This window comes from Streptomyces thioluteus (genome assembly GCF_039535865.1).
Genome location: NZ_BAAAXZ010000115.1, coordinates 1 through 21,882 on the forward strand (window position 1 = coordinate 1; position 21,882 = coordinate 21,882).

General features: G+C 71.1%; 16 protein-coding genes and 7 pseudogenes. 10 read left to right on the forward strand and 13 right to left on the reverse strand.

The window, feature by feature from the left end; genetic code table 11:
- The 3 genes and pseudogenes from ABD794_RS15210 to ABD794_RS15220 form a co-directional block, all read left to right on the forward strand.
- A pseudogene (locus ABD794_RS15210) lies at positions 1–686 on the forward strand (extracellular solute-binding protein); the annotation flags it as partial.
- Between the two features lie 1,084 nt (positions 687–1,770).
- A pseudogene (locus ABD794_RS15215) lies at positions 1,771–2,603 on the forward strand (carbohydrate ABC transporter permease).
- A gap of 10 nt (positions 2,604–2,613) precedes the next feature.
- Positions 2,614–4,092, forward strand: coding sequence for a glycoside hydrolase family 3 protein (locus ABD794_RS15220; RefSeq protein WP_344963815.1), 1,479 nt, complete (start codon positions 2,614–2,616; stop codon positions 4,090–4,092).
- Between the two features lie 189 nt (positions 4,093–4,281).
- Here the strand turns inward: ABD794_RS15220 and nagB are convergent, their stop codons facing one another.
- Both nagB and ABD794_RS15230 read right to left on the reverse strand, forming a co-directional pair.
- Positions 4,282–5,064 (reverse strand): glucosamine-6-phosphate deaminase, encoded by a 783-nt coding sequence (gene nagB, locus ABD794_RS15225; protein WP_344963816.1) that lies wholly within the window; start codon positions 5,062–5,064, stop codon positions 4,282–4,284.
- 80 nt (positions 5,065–5,144) lie between these two features.
- Positions 5,145–5,907, reverse strand: a pseudogene (locus tag ABD794_RS15230) (SDR family oxidoreductase).
- Positions 5,908–5,990: 83 nt separating this feature from the next.
- On the opposite strand from ABD794_RS15230, the pseudogene ABD794_RS15235 reads away from it, so the two are divergent.
- A pseudogene (locus ABD794_RS15235) lies at positions 5,991–6,588 on the forward strand (TetR/AcrR family transcriptional regulator).
- A gap of 436 nt (positions 6,589–7,024) precedes the next feature.
- Positions 7,025–8,164: an alkene reductase gene (locus ABD794_RS15240; RefSeq protein ID WP_344963818.1), complete on the forward strand. Its 1,140-nt coding sequence runs from the start codon at positions 7,025–7,027 to the stop codon at positions 8,162–8,164.
- 228 nt (positions 8,165–8,392) lie between these two features.
- Here the strand turns inward: ABD794_RS15240 and ABD794_RS15245 are convergent, their stop codons facing one another.
- The 11 genes and pseudogenes from ABD794_RS15245 to ABD794_RS15290 form a co-directional block, all read right to left on the reverse strand.
- Positions 8,393–8,788, reverse strand: coding sequence for a VOC family protein (locus ABD794_RS15245; protein WP_344963820.1), 396 nt, complete (start codon positions 8,786–8,788; stop codon positions 8,393–8,395).
- Positions 8,748–10,625, reverse strand: coding sequence for an FAD-dependent oxidoreductase (locus tag ABD794_RS15250; RefSeq protein ID WP_344963822.1), 1,878 nt, complete (start codon positions 10,623–10,625; stop codon positions 8,748–8,750). The genes ABD794_RS15245 and ABD794_RS15250 overlap by 41 nt, the downstream gene beginning before the upstream one ends.
- A gap of 149 nt (positions 10,626–10,774) precedes the next feature.
- A complete protein-coding gene (gene qcrB, locus ABD794_RS15255) occupies positions 10,775–12,409 on the reverse strand; it encodes a cytochrome bc1 complex cytochrome b subunit (RefSeq protein ID WP_344963824.1) in 1,635 nt (544 codons plus the stop codon).
- Positions 12,406–13,467 carry a cytochrome bc1 complex Rieske iron-sulfur subunit gene (gene qcrA, locus ABD794_RS15260; protein WP_344963826.1) on the reverse strand — a complete coding sequence of 354 codons (1,062 nt, stop codon included), beginning with the start codon at positions 13,465–13,467 and terminating at the stop codon, positions 12,406–12,408. Before qcrA ends, qcrB begins: the two co-directional genes overlap by 4 nt.
- A complete protein-coding gene (locus ABD794_RS15265; RefSeq protein WP_344963828.1) occupies positions 13,464–13,697 on the reverse strand; it encodes a hypothetical protein in 234 nt (77 codons plus the stop codon). The genes qcrA and ABD794_RS15265 overlap by 4 nt, the downstream gene beginning before the upstream one ends.
- A 225-nt stretch (positions 13,698–13,922) precedes the next feature.
- Positions 13,923–15,143 carry an FAD-dependent monooxygenase gene (locus tag ABD794_RS15270; protein ID WP_344963831.1) on the reverse strand — a complete coding sequence of 407 codons (1,221 nt, stop codon included), beginning with the start codon at positions 15,141–15,143 and terminating at the stop codon, positions 13,923–13,925.
- Between the two features lie 119 nt (positions 15,144–15,262).
- Positions 15,263–15,589 carry an antibiotic biosynthesis monooxygenase family protein gene (locus ABD794_RS15275; protein ID WP_344963833.1) on the reverse strand — a complete coding sequence of 109 codons (327 nt, stop codon included), beginning with the start codon at positions 15,587–15,589 and terminating at the stop codon, positions 15,263–15,265.
- A gap of 451 nt (positions 15,590–16,040) precedes the next feature.
- The gene (locus tag ABD794_RS15280) at positions 16,041–16,331 is read right to left on the reverse strand and encodes a hypothetical protein (protein WP_344963834.1); all 291 of its coding nucleotides are present in this window, start codon (positions 16,329–16,331) and stop codon (positions 16,041–16,043) included.
- A gap of 208 nt (positions 16,332–16,539) precedes the next feature.
- Positions 16,540–16,707, reverse strand: a pseudogene (locus ABD794_RS19025) (hypothetical protein); the annotation flags it as partial.
- Complete coding sequence (locus tag ABD794_RS15285; RefSeq protein WP_344963835.1) at positions 16,704–17,093, reverse strand: ArsR/SmtB family transcription factor; 390 nt, start codon at positions 17,091–17,093, stop codon at positions 16,704–16,706. The pseudogene ABD794_RS19025 and the gene ABD794_RS15285, both read right to left, overlap by 4 nt.
- A gap of 578 nt (positions 17,094–17,671) precedes the next feature.
- Entirely contained in the window at positions 17,672–18,232 is a 561-nt protein-coding gene (locus tag ABD794_RS15290; protein WP_344963837.1) for a hypothetical protein, read from the reverse strand.
- Between the two features lie 29 nt (positions 18,233–18,261).
- Here ABD794_RS15290 and ABD794_RS15295 point away from each other — a divergent pair, with 29 nt between their 5' ends.
- The 5 genes and pseudogenes from ABD794_RS15295 to ABD794_RS19035 all read left to right on the forward strand — a co-directional run.
- The gene (locus ABD794_RS15295) at positions 18,262–18,720 is read left to right on the forward strand and encodes a hypothetical protein (protein ID WP_344963839.1); all 459 of its coding nucleotides are present in this window, start codon (positions 18,262–18,264) and stop codon (positions 18,718–18,720) included.
- A gap of 730 nt (positions 18,721–19,450) precedes the next feature.
- Positions 19,451–20,065, forward strand: coding sequence for a flavin-containing monooxygenase (locus ABD794_RS15300; protein ID WP_344963843.1), 615 nt, complete (start codon positions 19,451–19,453; stop codon positions 20,063–20,065).
- A 231-nt stretch (positions 20,066–20,296) separates the two neighbouring features.
- Positions 20,297–21,085 carry an NAD(P)/FAD-dependent oxidoreductase gene (locus ABD794_RS15305; protein ID WP_344963845.1) on the forward strand — a complete coding sequence of 263 codons (789 nt, stop codon included), beginning with the start codon at positions 20,297–20,299 and terminating at the stop codon, positions 21,083–21,085.
- 278 nt (positions 21,086–21,363) lie between these two features.
- Positions 21,364–21,660 (forward strand): annotated as a pseudogene (locus ABD794_RS19030) (hypothetical protein); the annotation flags it as partial.
- A pseudogene (locus ABD794_RS19035) lies at positions 21,563–21,882 on the forward strand (hypothetical protein); the annotation flags it as partial. The pseudogenes ABD794_RS19030 and ABD794_RS19035, both read left to right, overlap by 98 nt.

Below are 21,882 nucleotides of genomic sequence, written 5' to 3' on the forward strand. Positions count from 1 at the left end.
GGGCCAGAACTGGTACTTCTTCACGGTCTGACCGTCGGCACCGCGCGCCGACTCGGTGAAGACGGACGGCAGCAAGTCGCTCCAACCTCGCCGACCCAAGGTCACCAGGCGATGAGATCTACAGCAGTACTCAGCGCGTTCAGCAAGGCGCCCAAGGACAAGGACGAGGCACCCGCAGCAGCGACATCTTCGCCAAGGGCAAGACCGGCGCGTTCATCGGCATGGGCTGGGAGGCGGCCCACCGCGATCAAGGCCAACCCCCAGATCGAGAAGGACCTGGGCTACTTCACGATCCCGGGCGAGAGCGCGGACAAGCCCGAGGGCGTCTTCCTCGGCGGCTCCAACCTGGCGATCGCCGAGCGCAGCAAGAAAGAAGGAACTCGCCGAGGAGTTCCTGAAGATCGCGCTGTCCGAACAAGAACGAGGGCAGCGCTGGGCCAAGGAGGTCGGGTCGATCCCCAACAAGGACGCGCTGCTGGCGAGCCTGAAGGCACGCGGCCGCCGAGGCGCCGCTCCGGCCGCAAAGGGCGGCGGCACCACCCCGCTGATCCCCGAGTGGGCCGCGGTGGAGAACGCTCCAACCCGATCAAGCGTACATGACCGCCGTTCTCAACGGCAAGTCGCCGGAGGACGCGGCCAAGCAGGTCGAGGGCGACATCAACAAGCGCCTCAGCCAGAAGCAGTGACCGGGCGGCGGGGACGAGGGCGGTGGTCCGTCCGCGTCCACCGGCCCGGCCCGACGCAACCACCGTGCAAGTGAAACAGGGGAGAAGGCGGACGACGATGTCAGCGCAGACCGAAGAGGTGGCGGGCGGGGCCGCGCCGCCGGCCGGCAGGGCGGGTCGCCGCCCGCGCGTCGTGGCGGTGAGGGAGGGCCGGGAGCGCCGTCCCGTATCTGCTGATCCTCCCCGCGGCCGTCTTCACCGTTGCTGCTGCTCGGCTGGATCATGGTCAGGAAACCGGCCTGCTGTCGTTCAGAACCTCAAACGGCGGCAGCTCATCGGCGACCACGAGTGGACCGGGCTGAGAAACTACACCGACACGCTGGGCAATTCGAGTTCTGGCGCGTGACCCCTGCGGTCGATCGTGTTCACTCCGCCGCCAACGTGTGCTGATCATGCTGATCGGCTGTCTGATCGGGACTGCTGCTCGCCGGGCTTGGGCAAGGAACTGCGGCTGTGCTCTCGCTAGGGGCTTCGGGCTGGCCTGGGCGATGCTCCCACGTCGCCGCGCACCACCGTCTTCCAGTTGGCTGTTCGCCCAGCGCTTACGGCGTCGTCAACGATGTGCTGACCGACTGGGCTGGCACTCGTATGGCCGACTACAACTGGACGAGCGGCCGTCTCACACTCTCTTCGTCATACACCGTGCTGAGTTTTTGTTCGTCTGGCGGTCCGTGCGTTCGTCGCCGATCAACCTCTACGCGCGACGACACCATCCCCAAGGAGCTCACGAGGCGCGACGCTCGACCGCGCGGCGTTCTGAAGCGGTTCACCTCGGTGACCTGTCCCCTTCCTCAAGCCTTATCTTCTGCGACGACGTTCACTCGCAAGTCATCTGATCTCTCAGAAGTCGTTCACCAGGTCTTCGTCACAACGAGGCGGCGTCGGACCGGCTCACCGAGACGCTGCCGGTCTACGCGTTCGTCGAGGGCATGAACAACCAGCACTTCGGCATGGGTTCGGCCATCTCCATCCTCACCATCCTCATCCTGGTGACGATGTCGGCCTACTACCTGCGCCTGGTGCTCAAGCAGGAGGAGGACGAACTGTGAGGCGCTCCCTGTTCGGCCGGATCTGGCCGGGGGCGACGGCGGTCGTCCTGTTCCTGGGCTTCGTCTTCCCGGTCTACTGGATGTTCGCCACGGCCTTCAAGGCCAACAAGGACATCGTCGGCGACACCCCCGTCTGGTTCCCCACCAGCCCCACCACCGAGCACTTCCGGCGGGCCGTCGAGGCCGACGGCTTCTGGACGTTCGTCGCCAACTCGCTGATCACCACGGTCGTCGCCGTCCTGCTGTCGCTGGTCATCGCCCTGCTGGCGTCCTTCGCCATCGCGCGGATGCGGTTCCGCGGGCGGCGCGGCTTCATCCTGGTGATGATGATGGCCCAGATGGCGCCCTGGGAGGTCATGGTCATCGCGTACTACATGCTGGTGCGCGACGCCGACATGCTGAACAGCCTGCCGCCGCTCATCGCCATCTATACGCTCTGCGTGCTGCCGTTCACCGTCCTGACGCTGCGCGGCTACGTGGCCGCCGTGCCCAAGGAGCTGGAGGAGTCGGCGATGGTGGACGGGTGCACCCGGCCGCAGGCCTTCCGCAAGGTGATCTTCCCGCTGCTGGCGCCCGGGCTGATGGCGACTTCGCTGTTCGGCTTCATCACCACCTGGAAACGAGTTCCCCTACGTCCTCATCCTGAGCAAGGACCCCTCGGCACAGACGCTGCCGCTGTGGCTCACCGGGTTCCGCACCACGTTCGGCGACGACTGGGGCGCCACGATGGCCGCCCTCCTCGCTCTTCGCCGTCCCGATCCTCATCCTCTTCGTCATCCTCCAGCGCAGGGCCGTTGGAGGCCTGACCTCCGGCGCAGTGAAGGGCTAGCACTACATCCATGGACACGCTGACCCGTGACGCCCTGACCGTCCTCCAGCCGGGCTTCACCGGCACGACCGCCCCCGACTGGCTGCTGCGGCGGCTCGGCGAAGGGCTCGCCTCCGTCGGGCTGTTCGGCCGCAACATCGCCTCGCCCGAGCAACTGGCCGCCCTCACCGCCGCGCTGCGCGCCGAGCGGGAGGACGTGCTGGTGGCGATCGACGAGGAGGGCGGGGACGTCACCCGCCTGGAAGTCCGCACCGGCTCCTCGTTCCCCGGCAACCTGGCGCTCGGCGCGGTGGACGACACCGCGCTGACCCGGGCGGTCGCCGGGGAACTGGGCCGCCGGCTCGCCGCCTGCGGGGTCAACCTCAACTGGGCGCCGTCCGCGGACGTCAACTCCGATCCCGACAACCCGGTCATCGGCGTGCGGTCCTTCGGGGCCGACCCCGGGCTCGTCGCCCGGCACACCGCCGCCTACGTCGAGGGCATGCAGGCGGCGGGTGTCGCGACGTGCGCCAAGCACTTCCCCGGGCACGGCGACACGTCGGTCGACTCGCACCACGACATGCCGCGGATCGACGTCGGTCCGCGGACGCTGGAGGAACGGGAGCTGGTGCCCTTCCGGGCGGCCGTCGCGGCCGGCACGAAGGCCGTGATGAGCGCGCACATCCTGCTGCCCGCGCTCGACCCGCGGCTGCCGGCCACGCTCAGCCCGGCCGTGCTGCACGGGCTGCTGCGGGCGCCCGTCGAGAAGGGCGGGCTCGGCTTCGACGGGCTGATCGTCACCGACGGCATGGAGATGCGGGCCATCGCGGACGGCTACGGCATCGAGCGGGGGAGCGTCATGGCCGTGGCCGCCGGCGCCGACGCGATCTGCGTGGGGGGTGGGCTGGCGGACGAGGGGACCGTGCTGCGGTTGCGCGACGCGCTGGTCCGGGCCGTGCGGGAGGGGGAGTTGAGCGAGGAGAGGCTCGCGGAGGCGGCGGAGCGGGTGCGGGGGCTGGGCGCCTGGGCGGTCGGCGCGGGTGCTGCCGTCGCCCCCGCGCCCGGGGTGGGGCTCGCCGCCGCGCGGCGGGCGCTGCGCGTGACGCCTTCGGCCGTGCCTCCGCTCGATGGGCCCGTGTACGTCGCGGCGTTCACCCCGCTGGCGAACATCGCGGTCGGCGACGAGACGCCGTGGGGCGTGGGCGCGGAGCTGGAACGGCTGCTGCCCGGGACGTCGAGCGGGACGTACGGCCGGGAGACGGCTTCGGTGGACGCCGTCCTCCGGGCGGCGGGGGAGCGGCGGGTCGTCGCCGTGGTGCGCGATGTGCACCGGCACGGGTGGATGGCGGGGGTGTTGGGGGCGTTGGTGGAGGTGCGGCCGGACACGGTCGTGGTGGAGATGGGGCTCAATCAGGCTGAGCCGGTGGGGGCGTTGCATGTGGCGACGCATGGTGCGGCGCGGGTGTGCGGGGTGGCGGCGGCGGAGATGATCGCCGGGTGCTCGGCCTGAGGGGCTTGTGCCCCGGCCCCGCCCTTTCACCGTTTCTCCCGGGGCTGCGCGCCCCGGCCCCCTGAAGCGCCCTGCGGGCGCTGTCCTCAATCGCCGGACGGGCTGATTCATCCCGTCCGGCGTTGAAAGGGCGGGGCCGGGGCACAAGCACCCGGCACCCGCCCCGCCCCCCGACACCCCTGGCAGGGGCTACAGCCCCTGCCAGGCCGGCTTCGCCGCGTACGTCGCCCGGAAGTAGTCCGCCAGCTTGAGCTCGGACGCCGCCGCCTCGTCCACGACCACCGTCGCGTGGGGGTGCAGCTGCAGCGCCGAGGCGGGGACCAGGGCGGAGACCGGGCCCTCGACCGAGCGGGCCACGGCCTCGGCCTTGCCGGCGCCGGTGGCCAGCAGGACCAGGTGGCGGGCCTCCAGGATCGTGCCGATGCCCTGGGTGATGACGTGGTGGGGGACCTCGTCGATGCTGTCGAAGAAGCGGGCGTTGTCCTGCCGCGTCTGCTCCGTCAGCGTCTTGATGCGGGTGCGGGAGGCGAGGGAGGAACAGGGCTCGTTGAAGCCGATGTGGCCGTCGGTGCCGATGCCCAGCAGCTGGAGGTCCACGCCGCCCGCCTCCGCCAGCGCGCGGTCGTAGGCGTCGCAGGCGCCCTGGACGTCCTCGGCGTTCCCGTCGGGGCCCATGAAGGAGGACTCGGTCAGCCCGAGCGGCTCCACGACCTGGCGCAGCACCGTGGACCGGTAGGACTCGGGGTGGTCGGCCGGCAGGCCGACGTACTCGTCGAGCTGGCAGATGCGGGCGCGCGAGGGGTCCAGCGCGCCGGAGCGCACCCGGGCCGCCAGCGCGTCGTAGACGGGCAGCGGCGTCGAGCCGGTGGCAACGCCGAGCAGAGCGTCGGGCTTGCGGCTCAGCAGGGCGGCGACGGCCTCCGCGATGAGTTCTCCGCCTGCCTTGGCGTCCGGGACGATGACAACTTCCACGCTGGGCCTGCCGATCTTGGGATTGGGGTGGTATAGACCAATCTAACAGAGGCGGGCCCGTGGCGGAGGTCGCCGGCGCGCTACAGCAGGGTGCCCCCGGTCGCGTCGATCCACTGCCCCGTCACCCAGCGTCCGTCGGGCGAGGCGAGGAAGCCCACCACGTCGGCTATCTCCGCCGGACCGGCCAGCTTCTTGAGTGCCGACGCCTCGGTCACCCACTCCCGGGCCGCCGCGTTGGCCTCGCCGCGCAGCCAGTCCGCGTTGGTGTCGGTGTCGACCACGCCGGGGGGCCACCGCGTTGACCGTGATGCCGCGCGGGCCCACCTCCTTGGCGAGGGTCATGGTGAAGACGTCCAGCGCGCCCTTGGACATGGCGTAGGAGATCAGCTCGGTCATGGCCGGGCTGCGGGAGAGGCCGGTCGAGATGTTGACCACGCGGCCGTCGGGCCGCATGCGGTCGAGGGCCAGCTTGGTGATGAAGAACGGGGCCTTGGTGTTCAGCGCGAAGACCTCGTCGAACTCCTCCGGGGAGGTCTCCCCGACCGGCTTGCGCGCCCCGGACGTCCCGGCGTTGTTGACCAGGATGTCCACCCCCTCCGCGTGCTCGTCGAACGCGGCCCACAGGGACTCCGCGTCGCCCGGCACGCCCAGCTCGGCGCGGAGGGCGAAGGCGGATCCGCCCGCCGCCTCGATCGCCGCGACCGTCTCCCGCGCGGCCCGGTCGTCCCGTCCGTAGTGCACCGCGACCCGCGCCCCGTCCCGCGCGAGCCGCTCCGAGACCGCTCTGCCGATGCCTCGGCCGCCGCCCGTCACCAGTGCCGTCCTGCCCTTGAGCGCGCCCATGGGAGCCGCCCCCCTCTTTCTCTAGGGATCGTTACAGAAAAACCGTAGCAGAGATTTTCTAGCGAGCGCTATAGAATTGGCGCATGGCAACGAAGCAGCGTGGGCGCCCCCGGTCCTTCGACCGGGCGACCGCCCTCGAACGAGCGGTCATGGCCTTCTGGGAGCACGGCTACGAGGCCACCTCCATCGCCGACCTCACCCGGGTCATGGGCATCGGCGCACCCAGCCTCTACGCCGCGTTCGGCGACAAGAAGGCCCTGTTCTCCGCGGTCGTCGAGGAGTACGGCCACACCTACGGCGCTTTCCTCGGCCGTGCCTTCGCCGAGGAGCCCACCGCCCGCCGGGGTGTCGAACGCGCCCTGCGCGAGGCGGCCGTCGCGTACACGACCCCCGGCCGGCCGCACGGCTGCCTGGTCATCACCGCGGCCACCAACGCGACCGCCGCCTCGGCGGACGTGGTGGCGGAGCTGCGCGAGCGCCGCGAGGCCAATGTGCGGGCCGTCGAGCGGGCGATCGAGGCGGGACAGGGCCGCGGGCGAGCTGCCCGCGGACACCGACGCGCGTGCCCTCGCACGCTTCACCGCCGCGACCGTCCAGGGCATGTCGCAGCAGGCGCGCGACGGCGCCACCCGCGAAGAGCTGGAGGCGGTGGCCGAACTGGCCCTGCGCGCCTGGCCGTAGAGCGGGGGTGGAGGGAGAAGCGCCACGGGCCGCGGCGCTCGGCAGGGACCCTCGACCCGACCGGCACCGCAGCCCGGAGCTGATATCGGCCGGTCCGGGTCCGCGGGGTGTGCGGGCCCCACGTCCGGGTTCGGCCGACCGGGGGCCGTGGCGCGGTCAGGGCAGAGAGCGCCGGGCCCCTTGCCGCCCACCTGTGCGGGGAGGGCGGAGCTTTACGTGTTCATTGTGGACTAGACCATTCTCCTCTGTCCATGCCCGTGCGTCATCGCCCGTGCGTCATCCCGCTCGAAGGCCCGTGCGCCCAGGGCGGGGGGTCACCTTTCGGCGTCAAGTTCGTTTGATTTCATGGTCAATGCATGGAGTCGAGGCGGGGGACGACCTCTCGTGCGACCTTATGCCGGCCCTCGCCGGCCCTGAACCATGAGGGGAACACACGATGAGTACGACCCGGCCGACCGCCCTGGCGCAACCGCTGCTGCGACCGGTGGAACTCGGCGACCTCGAGCTGCCCAACCGGGTGGTGATGGCCCCGACCACCCGGGCCCGCGCCGTCAACGACGGTCTCGTGCCGACGGATCTGCACGCGGCCTACTACGCCCAGCGGGCCAGCGCGGGGCTGATCATCACCGAGGGCACCTGGGTCAGCGACCGGGCGATCGGCTTCATCAACGTCCCGGGCGTCTACAGCGAGCGGCAGGTGGCCGGTTGGCGGCGGGTCACCGACGTCGTGCACGCCCTCGGCGGCCGGATCGTCCAGCAGCTCTGGCACGTGGGCGCCGCGTCGCACCCCGATCACCTCGGCGGCGACCTGCCCGTCGGCCCGTCGGCCGTCAACCCCAACGAAATGACCTTCACCGCACGGGGGTTCACGGCCACCGTCACCCCCCGCGAGATGACCACCGAGGACATCGCGGCCACGGTCGCCGACTACCGGGCCGCCGCGCGGAACGCCCGTGAGGCCGGGTTCGACGGCGTCGAGATCCACGGCATCGGCCCGTACCTGATCCCCCAGTTCCTCAACCCCGCGCTCAACCACCGCACCGACGCCTACGGCGGGGACGCCGCCCGCCGCCGGCGCCTGCTGCTGGAGATCGTCGAAGCCGTGGCCGAGCCCTGGGACGGACGGCGCGTCGGCGTCCGGCTGTCCCCCTACTGGACGTCCGGGAACCGCTTCGCCCCGGACGAGCGGACCCTCGCGGACTACGACGAGCTGGTGGCCGAGCTCAACCACCACCCCGTGGCCTATCTGCACCTGCGCGGCCGGGACGTCCCCGTGCCGGGCGACGCCCCGGACTTCGAGGCCATCGCCCGCTACCGGCGGCTCTTCGACGGGCCGTTGATCGCGAACAACGGGTTCGACGGAGAGACGGGCAACGCCCTCGTCGAGGCCGGCCTCGCCGACGCCGTCGCTTACGCCACGCACTTCATCGCCAACCCCGACCTCGTCACCCGGTTCGCGATGGGCCGCGAGCTGGCCGGCGCGAACCAGGCCACGTACTACGCGGGCGAGGCCGAGGGATACGTCGACTACCCCGTCAGCGGATGGGACGACGGCGGCACCGGGGACCCGGAGTGAACGACGGCGCCGGGCGGGATATCAACTCACGGTAATTCGCGGCCCCTTGTCGCGTGTACGGAGCACGAGTAAATTCCGTCGGGGTGCGTCCGGGTGCCGGCGGGGCCGGCCGACACGACCGGAAGAATGACGGAGGGGCCAGGGAAATCCCCGGCCTCTCCGTGCCGTTCGGGAGCGCGCCCCTCCCGCGCGCCCCCTTCCGGAATAGATCCGCCCGGCCGCCCCGCCTCAGTGGCCGCGTTCGGTCAGCCCGTAGAGGTTCCCGTCGTCACCGGCGATCTGTGCCCACCGGGCGTTCTCCCGCCATGGCGCCACCTGCGGTTCCACGACGATCGTGACGCCGCGCGCCCGCAGGTCGCACACGGTGGCGTCCAGGTCGTCGCAGTCGAACCAGCCGTGCGTCATCCGGCCGACCGCGGAGCGCAGCCGCGCCAGGACGTCCGGCTCGACGGCGGCGAGCACCACGCAGGTCTGGGATCCCTTCGGGCGGACTTCGACCCAGCGTCCGCCGTCGTTGAGGGGCACGTCCGCCATGAGCTCGAAGTCGAGGATCCCGGTGAGGAAGTCGAGGGTTCTGTTCCGGTCACTGACGTACAGAACGGAGAGCCGCGGATTGGTTATCAACTGATTCCCTCTCGGGTTGTCGAGGTGGCCCGGGAGAATAGTGAGAGCAATCGTGCGGCACATTCAATCGCCGTGGTGGAACACCCGTCCGGCGGATTACTGTGATCCGGGGGCGAGTTGGGGAATCGGGATCACCGGACCGGCGAACCGACCGGGCGGGAACCGCGCACACCGCCGGCCGGGGGGCCCGGTCACGCGCTTCACCGGCGCGCCCTTGCGCCGGGGCTTGCCGTGGGTGGTGCTGGGCGGGTCCGCCGGCGCGTCCCGGCGCGGTCCGCGCAGTGCCGCGGCGAGCACGCCGAGCCGCATCGAGGGCGTCGGCGTGACGAGCAACTGGCCGTCGAGCAGTGCGCCGGCCGCCCGCCGGCTGCCCGGGGCGGCCGCGGCGAGCCGGTCGGCGTAGCGGCGGCGGATCCGGGTGCCCAGGGCGGGCGGCTCCGCGCCCTCGGCCTCGGCCCAGGGGGAAGGCGAGATCGGCGGTGGTCGCGGTGCGCCAGGCCACCGCGACCTGCCGGGCCAGGCCCTGCCGAAGCCGGTAGGTGACCCCGACCGGGCTCCCGTGGCTGCGCAGCAGCGAGTCGAGCAGCAGCGCGCAGTGGACGGCCACGGACATGCCCTGCCCGTAGGAGGGGGTGAAGGTGGCCAGGGCGTCCCCGATGACGAGGAACTGGTCCGGCCAGCGGCGCATCCGCTCGTAGTGGCGCCAGCGGTTCCCCGCGAGACGGGAGCGGTAGACGGGGCCGAGGGGGGCGGCGCCCTCCAGGACCTCCCGCAGCAGGGGATGCCGCAGTTCGCCGGCGGCCCGCAGGAAGCCGGCGTGGTCCGCGGGGAGGCCCTGCGGGCCGGGGCTGCCCGCGATCGACACCATCCACTTGCCGCCGGCGACGGGGGAGAGGACGCCCTCGCGCGGGGAGCCGGGCGAGGCCGACAGCCGCAGGTACGTCCAGTCGGCGACGTGGCCGACGGGCGGGGCGAACAGGGCCGAGGCGCAGCCCGTCCCGGTGCCGGACACCGACTCGGGCGGCGTGCCGTAGCCCAGTTCCTCCAGCCACCGCGGGGCGCGCGAGGCGTCGCCCGAGGCGTCGACGACGAACTCGGCTTCGAGCAGGCGCCGTTCGCCCCAGCCGTCGGGAGCGCCGCGGTCGCGGCCGCGGACCCACAGGCCCGTCACGGTGTCGTGGCGTCCCGCCCGCAGGCCGACGGCCTCGTGCTCCTGGAGGAACGTCACCTTGGGGTCGGCGCGCAGCCGGTCCCGCACCACGGCGTCCAGGACGTCGCGGGAGCCGGTGGTCATGGCCAGGTCGCTCTCGAAGCGGGGTATCCAGCCGCCGGGTCCGAGCAGGAGGGTGTCCTGGGGGACGCGGACGTCGACCATGCCCGCGGCGTGCAACTCCCGGGTGATGCCGGGGAAGAGCTGTTCGAGGCCCCGGCGTCCCGGCGGCATCAGGTGGTGGGCGTGCCGGGCCTGCGGTACGCCGCGGCGCCGGAGCGGTCCCCGGGGGAGCCGGTCGCGTTCGACGACGGTCACCCGGTCCATGTGGTCGACCAGGGCCTGGGCCGCGGTGAGGCCCGCGAGGCCCGACCCGATCACGACGGCGTGGCCGTCCCCGGCGTCACGGCCGCCGGTGCCCGAGCGCAGGCTCATCTTCTCGCCCTTCTGGTCGCGTTGTGCAGGTGAGAGCGCATGGCCTGGCCGGGGTCCGGCGGTGCCTGCGGGGGCCGGAGCCGCGGCGGGGAAGGCGTCCCGCGGCCCCGGTCGGGTGGTTGCGGGCGGTGAGGTGCGGCCGGTGCGGGGCCGGGCGCCGGGCGGCGCGGTCCGGGCGGCGGAGGCCGGCACCGGTGGATCGTCGACGGGAATATGATCGCGGCTCGTCGTGGCCCGGTCCAATGCGGGCGGGTGCACGGCCCCGGCCCAAGTCCCGGGCGCGGCAAGGGGGATGGAAAGGCCCGGCGTCCCCGGGAGGGGGAGCGCCGGGCCGGCGGAACTCAGTGCTGGCCGTGGCCGCTGGTGATCTCCCGGTACTCCTCGGCGGTCGGCTTGGCGATCTGGGCCGCCTCGCCGAAGTAGCCCTGCGAGAGCCGGGCCCGCAGCTTCTCCTTGCGGGTCAGCTTGCGCTCGACGCCGTTGTGGTCGACCGCGGCCTCCAGCGCGACGGGCCGGAACTGCTCGTGCGCGGTGAGGACGTGCAACTGCTCCTGCGAGAGCGGCTCGTGGACCTCGACGAACTCACCGTGCGGCAGCCGCTTGATGATGCCGGACTCGCGGCCGTGCAGCACCTTCTCGCGGTCCCGGCGCTGCAGGCCGAGGCAGATGCGCCGGGTGATGACGAACGCCAGCGGTGGGATCACGAAGAACCCGATGCGGGCGAACCAGGTGACGCCGCTGGCCGAGAGGTTGAACAACAGGGCCAGCAGGTCGTTGCCGCCGGCGAGCAGCAGCACGCCGTACCAGCTGAGCCAGGCCACGCCGAAGGCCGTACGGGTCGGGGCGTTGCGCGGCCGGTCCAGGATGTGGTGCTCGCGTTGGTCGCCGGTGATCCACGCCTCGACGAACGGGTACATGGCGAGCACCGCGGGCACCGCGACCAGCAGCACCACCGGGACCAGGACGCCGAAGTTGATCGTGTGCCCCAGGACGCTCCACTCCCAGCCGGGCATGGCCCGGACGGCGCCCTCGGTGTAGCCCATGTACCAGTCGGGCTGGGAGCCGTTGGAGACATGGTCGGGGCGGTAGGGGCCCGCGTCCCAGACCGGGTTGATCGTGGCTATCGCGGAGATCGCCGCGATGACGCCGAAGACCAGGAAGAAGAAGCCTCCCGCCTTGGCGACGTAGACCGGCATGAAGGGTGCCCCGACCACGTTCTTGTTGGTCCGGCCCGGACCCGCGAACTGCGTGTGCTTGTGGTGGAAGACCAGGATCAGGTGGCCCACCATCAGCGCGAGCATGATGCCCGGCAGCAGCAGGATGTGGACCGGGAAGAACCTGCTGACGAAGTCCGTGCCGGGGAACTCCCCGCCGAACACGTAGAACGACAGGTAGCTGCCGGCCAGCGGGACGGCCAGGATCATGCTGTCGGCGATGCGGACACCGGTGCCGGAGAGCAGGTCGTCGGGGAGCGAGTAACCGGTGAAGCCGGTCAGCATGCCGCAGACGAACAGCAGGAAGCCGAACATCCAGTTGACCTCACGCGGCTTGCGGAACGCGCCGGTGAAGAAGACCCGCATCATGTGGACGAACATGGCCGCGAGGAAGACCAGCGCCGCCCAGTGGTGGATCTGCCGGATCAGCAGACCGCCGCGCACGTCGAAGCTGATGTCCACGGTCGACTTGAACGCCTCCGACATCCGCACGCCCTGGAGGGGGACGAAGGAGCCGTGGTAGACGACCTCGTTCATGCTCGGGTGGAAGAACAGCGTCAGATAGATGCCCGTGAGAATGATGATGACGAAGCTGTACATGCAGACTTCGCCGAGCATGAAGGACCAGTGGTCCGGGAAGATCTTCCGCATGTTGGCCTTGGCCAGGCTGTATATCCCCAGCCGGCCGTCGGCCCAGTCGGCGACCCGCTCGCCGGCGGGCGCTCGCCGATCGCCCGGCTGTGTATGGGTGGTTGTACTCATCCGCGCTCCCAGAAGGAAGGACCGACGGGTGCCGCGAAGTCGCCGAGCGCTTCGAGGTGACCGTCCTTGTTGATACCGATCCGCAACTGGGGCAGTGCGTGACCGGCGGGGCCGAAGACCACGCGCGCGCCGTCCGAGAGGTCGAAGGTCGACTGGTGGCACGGGCACAGCACGTGGTGGGTCTGCTGCTCGTAGAGGGTGATGGGGCAGCCGACATGCGTGCAGATCCGGGAGTACGCGACGATGCCGTCGGCGGACCAGTCCAGTTCCTTCTTGTCCTTGATGTCCTCCGGACGGAGCCGGACGAGCATCACGGCGGCCTTGGCGATCTGGTTCTGGAAGTCGTGGTCCTCCTCCTTCATGCCCTTGGGCATGGCGAAGGTGAGGGAGCCGACCTCGATGTCCTCGGGACGCAGTGGCTGCAGGGTGTTCTGGTTGATCAGCGTCTTGCCCCCGGCCCAGGCCGTCCTGCGGAGCCTGGTGCCTGGGGCCGCCTTGCTCAGGCCGCCCAGCAGCACCAGCCCGGACAGCGGGATCAGGGTCAGTGCGCCGAGCATGGTCTTGCGGATCAACGTGCGGCGGCCGAGGCCGGTTTCGGCGGCGCCCTCCTTGAAGTCGGCCAGGACCTTGGACCTGATCTCCGGGCTGGTCTCGACGGGGTGGCGCTCGTCGATGAGCTCGACGTCGGACATCAGCGTCCGCGCCCAGTGGATCGCGGCCGCGCCCAGGCAGAACAGCGCCACACCGAGGGTCAGCCCCAGCGTGAAGTTGGTGGCACTGATGCGGCCGATGGGGAAGACGTAGACGCTCCGGTCCACCGGGATCGCGACGTAGGCGACGATGAAGGCGACCGTGGCCAGCATCGACACCGTGAAGAGGAAGGCCACCACGCGCTCGGAGCGCTTGGCCGCCCGCTCGTCGATGTCCTGGACGCGGGGCTCGTGCGGCGGCAGTCCCGGGTCGGCGAACGGATCGGCCCGGGCCGGCGTGACGGCGCCCTCACGCGTGTCGCCCCGCTCGCTCGGCAGGGCTGCTTCGGGATGCTCTTGGCTGCTCATGACTGTCTGGCCTTTGCGGTCCGGGCGGCGACCCGGAGGGCGACGGCGATCGACGCGCCCGGGCCGGAGATCCACGCGAACTGACCTTCACCGACCGGGCCGAACGCGCCGGGACCGACACCGCCCGGGTTCTCCGACGTGCTGCTGTTGACCGTTCCGGGAGGGGTGACGATGCCCTTCTTGTTCGTCCGCGACAGTACGGTGCGCCGTGGTGCGGAGCGTATTTTCACGGATTACCCCGGTGCGCGGACACCGCCGCCAATACCGTTGCTGTTCCCACGCTCAGCAGTATGCCCACGCGCCAATTCCCCGTCACGAACAGCGTGTTTGTACAGGGAGGCGTTCATGGACAGGGTCCCGGACTGTCGGGTAAACAGGTCGATGGACAACTGTCCCCGCCGGACGGGCGAATTCGTTCGTGCGTCGACGTAATGCGAGGTCCACGGCGGGAGTTGTCACCGGCCGGCCGAGGGGCCCCGTTCCACGGTGGTCCGGTAGGCGGTCGTCACCTTTGCGAGTGTGGCGGTCTTGTCACCGTCCGGCCGCTCGGCCATCGTCCGCTCGGCATGGTCCATCTCCCGGTTGGCCAGGACGATCGCCGTGGTCGCGGGCCGCCGGACGTCCTCGTAACGCTCCAGCGCGACGCCCGGGTCCGCGTGCCCGGCGCAGTGGGCGGCCAGGGCCGCCGCGTCGAGAACCGCCTGCGAGGCCCCGTTGGCCCCGATCGGGTACATCAGGTGGGCGGCGTCGCCGAGCAGGGTCACCCGGCCCTCGCCCCAGCGGTCCAGCGGATCGCGGTCGACCATGGGGTAGTGCAGGATCCGCGGACTGCCCAGGACCATCGCGCGCAGGTCGAGCCAGTCGAACGACCAGTGCTCCAGGTGCGGGAGCACCTCGTCCGGTTCTCCCGGGCGGTTGAGGCCCGGGTCGCCGGCCGCCCCCGCCGCCGGATCGGGAACCAGCAGGACCCAGTTGAGCAGGGCCCTGCCCCGGGCGGCGGCCCGGGTGGAGACGGGGTAGGCGATCAGCCGGGCGGCGCGGTCGTCCGCGGCCACGATCATGGTGCGCCCGTCGAGGAAGCCGTCCAGCTCGGTCAGCCCGCGCCACATCCGCGCCCTGCCCATGGACAGCCCCGAACGCCCGGGGTGCAGCCGGTCGCGGACGGTGGAGCGCACCCCGTCGGCGCCGACCAGCGCGGCGGCCTCCAGGAAGACCGCGGAGTCCGACGGGTCCCGGGCCTCGACGCGGACGCCGTCCGCGGTGCGTTCGAAGTCGTGCAGGCGCAGCCCGGTGCGGACCGCGCCGGGACCCAGCCGCTCGCGCGCCGCGTCCAGCAGCATCATCTGGAGCTCGCCGCGGTGGATCGAGTACTGGGGATGGTCGTAGCCGGCGTCCAGGCCCCGGGGCTCGGTCCACAGCGTGGTGCCCCGGTGGTCGACGTAGCGGTGCTCGCGGGTGCGGATCCCGGTCGCGGCCAGCGCGTCGGCGAACCCGAGGGCGGTCAGTTCGGCGATGGCGGCGGGCTGGATGTTGATCCCCACCCCGAGGGGGAGGATCTCCTCGGCGGCCTCCAGCACGGTGGCCCCGATGCCGCGCGCGTGCAGGGCCAGGGCCGCGGTCAGCCCCCCGATGCCCGCGCCGGCGATCACGAATTCGGCGGTGTCGGCGGTGGTCATGGCCTCTCCGGAGGTGTCTCGGCATGGATGCGCCCCGCCGATCCGGATCAGCGGGGCGTACCCGGGGCATGCCGCCCCCCCGCACGACTGCCGGATGCTGTGCGAAGGGGCGCCTGCGGTCAGGCGTGGTGGACGGCGACGACCTTGTAGACGAGCGGGGCGGCCTTCGCCAGCTCGGCGGCCCGCTTCGCGAACGCACCCGCCTCGGGGTCGCCCAGGGTCGCCTTGACGTCGTCCACGCTGCGCCACTGGGCGTAATTCACGACTCGCGTACCGTCGGCGCTCGCGAGCAGATTCACCGAGATGAAGCCCGGGCGGTGCCGCATCACCTTTTCGGTGCCCTCGTTGAGGACAGCAATGAGCTCCTGCTGCTTCGACGGCTCCACGTCGAAGATGTTGATCAGGGTCGCAACTTCGTCGCCTACGCGAATCACGGTTTCACTCATGAATTCCACGCTAGTGCAGGAGGTGGCCCCGTGACACCTGTACAGCAATGCCCAACACGTCTGTTCCGGACGGCCTGTTGATGACGTCCGCGTTCCGTGTGACAGTGCGGATCGGGTTGCCAAACGGGCGCCCCGGCGCTCCCGGCGGAGCGTGACGGGGCGGGAGTTCCGGCGGCACCGATCGCGGGGCCGTGCCGACCGGCCATGCCGTCACGCCTTCGTGCCGTCCGTAGGGGCCGTGCGGGTGTGCGACCGGGGAAAGTCCGCAGTTGAACGCTCCGCGGTCGCACACCGGAGGGGCGCCGGCACGCCCCGGGGGAAGGCGATCGCCGGCGCCCGGCCCGGCCCTCCGGCAGGCGGTGGGCGCGCCGATCCGGACGTACCGGATGCAAGGGGGCGCGACCGCACCGCGGTGTGGGTGGCACCGGAGTGCCGGGCGTCTAGGGGGTGTTCAGGACCGTCTGCGGTCACCTCTTTCGGGGGCGCACGTGACGTGGCGGACCGCGGACTCGACGACCGTGGCCATGTCGTCCGCGCTGACGCCCCAGGCGGCACGGCTGGCGTCGCCCCAGGCGCGGAAGCTGTGGATGGTGAACTCGCGGACCTGCGGGGTGTCCTTCCACGCCGTGCGGTCCAGGTCGTCGCCGTGCAGGAAGAGGTCCAGGCCGAGCAGGACCAGGTCCCAGCCGGCGCCGTTCCGGACCGCCCCGGCCAGGCCCTCGGTGCGCACCAGTTCGGCCACGAGTTCGGCCGAGGAGGCGTGGCGCAGCTCGAAGACCGTGCCGCCCCCGGAGTCCCCGGAGAGACGGACCTCGACCTCGGTGGCCGAGTCCAGGCCGTAGTCCCAGGTGACCTTGAGGAGCCGGGGGCCGCTCGCAGTGCAGCACCCGCCCGCTGGCGTTGCCTTCGACCTCGAACGCGCCGCCGACGCGGAACTCCCCGCGGACGGGCGCCAGCCAGCGGCTGACGCGGGACGGACTGGTGCAGGCGTCCCAGACGTCCTCGATGGAGGCGTCGTAGGTGCGGCGGATCAGCAGCGAGCGTCCTTCGCCCGAGCTGACCGGGTAGGAGTTGATCTCCCGATGGGCAGCGTTGATCTGGCCGAGAACGTAGCTCAAGTCTCTTCCCTGTCCTCCGTGTGCGACGGGCTCCCTTCCGTCGGTTTCGGGCCTCCTCGGTTGCGTATCCCGCGCCTGCCGCGCGCGAGTTCGGTGCCGAGCGCGTCCAGGCGCTGGTTCCAGAACCGGCGGAAGTGCTCCAGCCAGATGTCGATCTCCTCCAGGGGAGGCGAGCCGACCGCGTAGAGGCGGCGGGTGCCTTCCGCGCTCACCGTCGTGAACCCGGCCTCGCGGAGGACGCGCAGATGGTGGGAGACCGCGGGCTGGGAGATGCCGAACTCCTCCTGGATGACCCCGCTCACCTCGCCGGCCGTCTGCTCACGGTCGGCGAGCAGCTCCAGGATCCGGCGCCGGACGGGTGCACCGAGGACATCGAATGCGTGCACGGAAGGAAAGTATCGAACTCGGCTTATTTAAAACAAGGTTGAAACAGGCCACCCGGGCGCCCGCCCCGCCGCCCGGTCCCCGGCCCCCTCCGCCGCCCGGGCGCGGTGCGCCGGGTGCGCCGGATGCGTCGCTCCCCATCCACGGTCCGCACGCGTAGAGTTGGGGGCCGTGGGAGGAGCCGGAGCGGTGTCCGGCTCCCGCGTCGAGGGTCGGGTTCGAGCCAGAGCCGTCCCGGGGATGGTGACCACCCCTGTCCTTGCCTAGCGTGTGCCGTGCGGGCCGGCCGGTCCGGCCTGTGACGTTGCCGAGGTTTCGGCGGCTCATCGCCCGAAGTTGGTACTCCGTTTCCTGTCTCCGCACTCCGGCCCCCGGCGAAACGGATGAGGATCGCCCACTTGTGTTGTCCGACATCCATCTGCCGCAAGTCGCCTACGGGGAACAGGGAATCGATTTACCCTCTGGAGGCCCGGGCCATCATCGAGGACCCACGTAGGAAGTTGCGGCCGTTGACACTCCACACCGCAGTCGACGCTGACCAGATCCATGCGGATGCCCTGCTGGAGGCGCCCGAGCTCCTTCACGACCTGCCGCGGAAGACCGTCCCCATCGGGGATCTCCTGCCTTCGCTCTCCCCCCGGGAGCAGCGCGAGAATCCCGCGCACGTCCGTCTCCTCGCCGAGACGGACGCCAGTCCCGATCCGCTCCTGGTGCACCGGCCCACCATGCGGGTGATCGACGGCATGCACCGGTTGCGCGCCGCCGTGATGAGGGGGCGCACCGAGGTCCCCGTCCGGTTCTTCGACGGCAGCGAGGCGGACGCCTTCGTCCTCTCCGTCCAGTTGAACGTGCGGCACGGGCTGCCGCTCACGCTGGACGAGCGCAGGGCGGCCGCCCAGCGCATCATCGGGAGCCACCCGCACTGGTCGGACCGGGTCATCGCGCAGCGCACGGGCCTGAGTTCGAAGACCGTGGGCAAGCTGCGCCGGCGTTCGGCCAAGGACCTGCCGGAGATCGTCGGCAGCCGGCTGGGGCGGGACGGGCGGGTGCGGCCCATCAGCACCATCGAGGGGCGGCGCAGCGCGGCGGCGCTGCTCGCGGCCGACTCCCGGATCTCGCTGCGGGAGCTGTCCCGGCGCACGGGGCTGTCGGTGGGGCACCGTCCGGGACGTGCGCGAGCGCGTCGGCCGCGGCGAGGACCCGGTCCCCGAGCGGCTGTTGGGGGAGCGGACGGGCCCGGTCGTCGTCACGCCGGCGTTCGCCGCCGCGCCGCCGCCCCAGTGGACTCCCGGCACGGCGCCGGCGGAGGAGGTCCGGGCGCAGCCGGAGGCGCCCCGGTCGCGCGTGGAGGCGCTCGAGCCGCGCGACGAGGCGCGCGCGGCCGCGTTCGATCCGGTGACGGCGGTCCGCAAGCTGGCCCGGGACCCGTCCCTGCGGGCGACGGAGTCCGGCCGGTGGCTGCTGCGGATGCTGCTGGCCACGGAAATGGCCCAGCCCCAGTGGGAGAGGATCGCCGAGGCGATTCCCGCGCACTGCGTACCGCTGGTCCGCGCGGTCGTGCTCAAGCGGTGCGACGACTGGGAAAGCCTGGCGAACATGGTGTTCAAGGATCCCGGGGAGGAGGAGTGATCGGAAGTTTTCCGGTCGTGCACCGGGTGAAAGCAGGTCGCCATTCGGGCGTGCAGGAACACCGGAACGCTTCCCTTGACACTGTCCGGAGCGGTTGTCAGCATGGTTGAACACTGAGCCCGACGGCTTGTCCGCGCCTTCCACGGCGCCGAGTCGGAACGGGGCTCGCAATACGGGGATCGGGGGATCCATGATTTCGTCGAGCGGCGATCTGGATATGTGTGCGGCCGGGGCCGGTCCCCGCCTTCGTCTTCTTCGGGTTCGTCCTCCCAGGGCCGGCGGCCCGGGCCTCTGACCGGCTGCGGGCCTTTGGCCGCCCGGTCGGCGGCATCCTGCCGCGTCGACGTCGTTTCCTTTCCCGGGGTCTGTCGAGGGGCCCTGTCTTTTTCGCGTGAATTCCATCCGGGCCGGGTTGTGTCCGGGTATTCAGAGGCGACATTGGCTGTTTCCATGACTTCAGTGAGAGGGATATTGCAAAGTTGTTTCTTTTGTCATGGACATGCCTTGTTGTGGTACCTTGCAAAGCGGTTCGAATGGGCGTCCTTCACGTTCCGTCGGATCTGGGAATAGCATCGTCGGCCAGACGGGACTGCTAATTCCCGCAGCGAGGAAAAGCGCAGACGCAGCCGCTGTGCGACCCCATGCACGGCAACTCGGCCGTCACCCCGGCCCGGGGCGACGCACCGACCTCCTGACGCCCATTCGATTTCCTACGCAATGGAGTTGCACCGTGAACGACACCATGAAGACCGATTTCGACGCCATCGTGGTCGGTGCGGGGTTCGCCGGCATCTACATGGTCCACAAGCTCCGCAACGAACTGGGGCTGACCGTAAGGGCCTTCGAGAAGGGCAACGGCGTCGGCGGCACCTGGCACTGGAACCGCTATCCGGGCGCCATGTCGGACGTGGAGGGCTTCGTCTACCGCTACTCCTTCGACAAGGAGATGCTCCAGGAGTGGAACTGGACGAGCCGCTACACGCCGCAGGCCGACGTCCTGGCGTATCTGGAGAGGGTGGTGGAACGCCATGACCTGGCCCGGGACATCCAGCTGAACACCGCCGTCGAGTCCGCCGTGTTCGACGAGGACCGCGCCCTGTGGACGGTGACCACCAGCGGCGGCGCGCGCCACACCGCGCGCTACGTCGTCACCGCGCTGGGGCCGCTGTCGAAGACCAACCTCCCCGACATCAAAGGCCGGGACACCTTCGAGGGCCGCCTGATCCACACCGGCGCCTGGCCCGAGGACGTCACCGCTGCACGGCAAGCGGGTCGGCATCATCGGCACCGGGTCGACCGGCACCCAGTTCATCTGCGAGGCACGCGAGGACCGCCGCGCACCTGACCGTCTTCCAGCGCGTCGCCGCAGTACGTCGTCCCGTCCGGAACGCCCCCGTCACCCCCGAGCAGGTGGCCGCGACCAAGGCCGACTACGACCGCATCTGGGACCAGGTGCGCAACTCGCGGGTCGCCTGCGGGTTCGAGGAGAGCACGATCCCCACCATGAGCGTCTCCCCGAGGAGCGCCGGTCGCGTCTTCCCAGGAGGCGTGGGAGGAGGGGAACGGCTTCCGCTTCATGTTCGGGACCTTCTGCGACATCGCCGTGGACCCGCCGCCAACAAGGCCGCCGCCGAGTTCATCCGGTCCAAGATCCACGAGATCGTCGAGGACCCGGAGACCGCCCGGGAAGCTCACGCCCACCGAGTTCTACGCCAAGCGCCCGATCTGCAACGCGGGTTACTACGAGACCTACAACCGCCCCAACGTCTCCCTGGTCGGCATCAAGGAGAACCCGATCGTGGAGATCACGCCCAGGGGCGTGGTCACCGCGGACGGCGTGGAGCACGAGCTCGACGTCCTGGTCTTCGCGACCGGCTTCGAGGCCGTCGAGGGCAGCTACCACCAGATCGACATCCGCGGCCGCGGCGGCGAGAGCATCCGGCAGCACTGGGCGGACGGCCCGAGCACCTATCTGGCGTCGCCCACTCCGGATTCCCCCAACCTCTTCATGGTACCTCGGCCCCAACAGCGCCTTCACCAACCTGCCGCCCGGCATCGAGGCCCCACGTCGAGTGGATCGCGGAGCTCGTCAGGGCGGTGTGAGAACGGCGGGACACTCCTCGATCGAGGCCACCCGGGAGGCGGAGGACGGCTGGACGGAGACTGCCGCGAGATCGCCGAGCAGACCCTCTTCGCGAAGATCGACGTCCTGGATCTTCGGGGCCAAACATCCCCGGCAAGGAGAAGCGGGTCCTCTTCTACTTCGGCGGGCTCGGCGCCTACCGCCAGAAGCTGCGCGAGGTCGCCGCTGCCGACTACGACGGCTTCCGGCTGCACGGCAGCGTGGCGCTGGGCCGCCGCGTGATGCCCTTCCGGTGGATCTTCACGGACGTACGGCGCCGCGCCGTCCCGTCGGCGGGGCGCCCGGCCCCGTCGCCCGGGCCGACGGTCCGCCGCCCCGCGGGGCACGGCGCGGGCGTCGGCCGCACCACGATCCGCCGGACCGGCCGTCACGGTCCTCACGCCCGTAACGGCCCGTGCGTCCCGGCCCGGCCCGCCCGGAGTGTCCCGCTCCGGCCGGGCCGGAGCCGGCCCGCCGCCCGTCGCCCGCCGGAAGGAACTAGGCTCAGCAGCGTGCCCTCCATGAACGATCTCGTAACGCCAGCACACCGACGCTCGACGACTCCGACCTCGAGTGGCTCCACCTGCTGGTCTCGGAGTGGCAGCTGCTCTCTCGACCTCTCCTTCGCCGACCTCGTCCTGTGGATCCCCACCAGCGACGGCCACCCGCTACGTCTCCGTCGCCCAGATGCGGCCCAACACCGGCCCCACCTCCGTACCAGAACGACATGGTCGGCCACCTCGTCCCGCGCGGGCCGCGGCCCATGCTCGACGCGGCGCTCGACGAGGGCCGGATCGTCCGCGAGGGGCGACCCGGAGTGGCGCGAGGAGGTGCCCGTCCGCGTCGAGTCCATTCCGGTCCGCCGCGACGGCCGGGTCTCTGGGCGTGATCGCCCGCAACACCAATCTGCTCACCGTGCGCACCCCGAGCCGGCTGGAGCTCACCTACCTCCAGAGCGCCTCCGACCTCGCGCAGATGATCGCCAGCGGCGCCTTCCCCTTCCCGGGGCAACAAGTCGACATGGGACGCCTCGGCCGCGC